At 70.2% G+C, this 2986-nt stretch carries 1 protein-coding gene; it reads right to left on the bottom strand.

Going from position 1 to position 2986, the window contains the following annotated elements; genetic code table 11:
• On the bottom strand, positions 1 to 2986 hold a 2986-nt coding region (locus AC1DZ6_RS22510; RefSeq protein WP_477099346.1), incomplete at both ends, for a beta strand repeat-containing protein.

The raw sequence follows: 2986 nt of genomic DNA, 5'->3' as shown, positions 1-2986 counted from the left end.
GAGGTGTCGGCCGAGAGGATCTGGTCTTCCGTCGCCGTGCCGGTGATCGACACGCCGCCGGTCGGAGCGTCGTTGGACGCGGTGACCACGGCGCTCGCCGCGCTGGTCGCCGACTCCACCGTGCCGCCGGCGTCGGTGTAGTAGATCACCACGCGGACCACGCCGCCGATGTCGCCGTCGCCCAGGGTGTAGGTCGACTGGTCGGCGCCGACATTGACGTAACCGCCGCCGACGTCGTGCTGCCACTGATAGTGCAGCGTGCCCAGGCCATCGACGTCGACCAGAGTCGAGGTCGCGGTCAGGACCTGGTCCTCGGCCGCCGTTCCGGTGATGCCGGCGCCGCCGGTATGGGCGTCGTTCACGGCCGTGATGTTGACGATCACCGCCCCGCCCGCCGAGGCCGCGCCGCCCGAGCCCTGGCCGGCGCCGGGCGAACCGTCGTTCAGCGCGTAGTTGAGCGTCACGCTGGAGGCCGGCGCGTCGCTGACGTTCGTGTACCGAATGTGGTTGATGACGTCGTTGACCAGCGCCGTGGTCGCGGTCGTGGCCGAGCTGGTGAAGCTGATCGTCAGCACGCCGCCGGTGCTGGTGAAGGTGGCGAAGGTCTGCCCGCCGGCCTGCAGGTTGCCGCCGCTGACCGTGAACAGCCCGCCCGCCCCGAAGGCGAAGGTGTCTACGGCGTTGGCCGAGGCGCGCTGAACCGTGAAGCTGGCGCCGCCATAGTCGCCGTTGCCGCCGTTACGGAGGTCGAGATCGACGTCGGAGACGGTGACCGAACCCAGCAGGGTGGCCGCCGTCTGTTCGGTGGCGCCGACCGTCGTCGCCGTGCCCGGGACCGCGGGCGTGTCGTTCACGGCCGTGATGCTGGTGGYCAGGCTGACGCTGTTGTCGCTGATCCGGGTCTGGCCGCCGTTGACGCTGACGTCCAGCGTGTTGCCCGTGGTCAGGGCGCCGGCGGAATTGTCGATCAGATAGGCCGTCAGGGCCGGAACCGCGCCGTTGAAATTGGCGGCCGGCAGGAAGCGGACCAGGGTTCCCGCGGCCAGCAGCAGGGCCGAACCCTCGCTGGGCGAGCCGATCGCCTGCCAGGAGCCGTTGAAGTACTGCCACACGCCCTGGCTCGAGACCGCGTTGCCGGTGATGGCGACGCCGGCCAGGCCGTTGCCGTCGATATCGCTGAAGTTCGCGGTGAACAGGCTCGATACGGCCGCACCGGCGGGATTGGCGGCGTCCTCGTTGACCGCGCTCAGGGTGGCCGAGCCGGTGGCGACCGGGGCGTCGTTGGTCGCGGTGACCACGACGTTCAGCGTCAAGGCCGCGCTGTACTGGGTCGTGCCGCCGGTCGTGGTCAGGTCGGCCGTCGCGCCCGTGGTCACCGCGCCGGACGAATCCTCGATCATCGAAAGCGTCAGGGACGGCGCCGTGCCGTTGTAGTCGGCCGCCGGAACGAACCGCACCAGGGTGCTGGCGTCCAGGACGAACGCGCTGGCGGTCGAAACGGCGGGCAGGTCATGCCACGCGCCGCCCTCGAAATACTGATAGACGCCCTGGGCCGCGGTCGCCGCGTTGGCCGTCACCGCCACGCCGGCCAAGGCGTTGGCCGACGAGCCGCCCGACACCTGATCCTTGGCGTCCGAGAAGTGGCTGGTGAACAGCGTCGAGACCGTCTGGCCGCCGCCCGGAGCGGAATCCTYGCCGATCGACGTCAGGCTCACGGTCGACCCGCCCGCGACGGTCGGCGCGTCGTTGACGGCGGTGACCGGGTGGCTGAGCACGACCGTGCCGCTGCTGTACTGCGTCGTGCCGCCGCTGGTGGTGGTGTTGACGGTCGCGCCGTTGGTCAGGGCGCCGCCCGAGGCGTCGACCAGCTTGACCGTCAGGGTCGGCGCCGGTCCGTTGAAGTCGGTGGCCGGCAGGAAGCGCAGCGGCGCGCTGGCGGCGATCGTCACCGCCGCCGCGGTCGAGGCCGCGCCGATGTTCACCCAGGTCGAGCCGTTATAGTATTGCCACTGGCCGGCGCCGGCGCTGGAGCCGTTGACGGTCACCGCCACCCCGGCGAAGACGTCGGTGTCGGGGTCGCTGTACTGGCCGGAGAGCAGGGACGAGACCGTATTGGTCAGGGCCGCGTTGGCCGCCTCCTCGTTGGTCGCGGCCAGGACCTCGGTGCCGTCGCCGGACACGACGGGGGCGTCGTTGATCCCGATGATGGTGATCGTGTAGCCGTCGGTGTCGCTCTGCGCACCGCCCGTGCCGGTGGCCCCGCCGTCGCTGGTGACCACGGTCAGGGTGTCGGCGCCGCTGACGTTCGTGTTGCCGTGGAACAGCAGGCCGTTGCTGGCCGCCAGGGTGGTGTTGATCGCGTTGATCGTGCCGGTGACGGTCACCGAGCCGGTGCCGTTGCTGGCGACGTTGCCCGCCGTCAGGCCGCTGGCGACGTTGGTCCGCAGGGTCAGGACGCCCTTGGTCACGCTCAGGGTGACCGTCACGGTGGCGGACGCCGGATTGGCGTCGACATCGCTGATCTGCAGGCCGGTGACGGCGATGTCGGTGTTTTCGTTGCCGGTGGCGCTGGAGACCGTGCCGTTGACCGGCGCGTCGTTCACCGCCGTGAGGTTGATCGTGGTCGTGCCGCTGTTGACCGACCCGGCCAGCACGCCCAGCGTGCCGTCATTGATCGTCCAGGTCAGGGTGCGGCTGGTGTTGGCGCCGTAGTTCGTCGGGTTGTCGCCCGTGGCCCAGTAGGTGATCGCGGCCAGTACGCTCTGGTAGTGGGCGAAGGTGTCGTAGCCGCTCAGGGTCAGGGTCTCGGTCGCCGCGTTCCAACTGACCGTGATGCTGGTGCCGGAGATCAGGCCGGCGATCTGCTTGCTGGCGCTGTAGCCCAGATGGTCGTCGGCGGTGCTGGCCTCGTTGGACGTGAACGTGCCGCCGGTGATCTGCACCGTGGCGCCGATGAGGTAGCCGCCGCCGTCGGYGTCGGTGATCG

The sequence above is a fragment of the Caulobacter sp. P1_B12_2 genome, assembly GCF_056406675.1.
The sequence above is the reverse complement of the archived record's forward strand: the minus strand, read 5'-3'. Positions and strand labels throughout refer to the sequence as shown.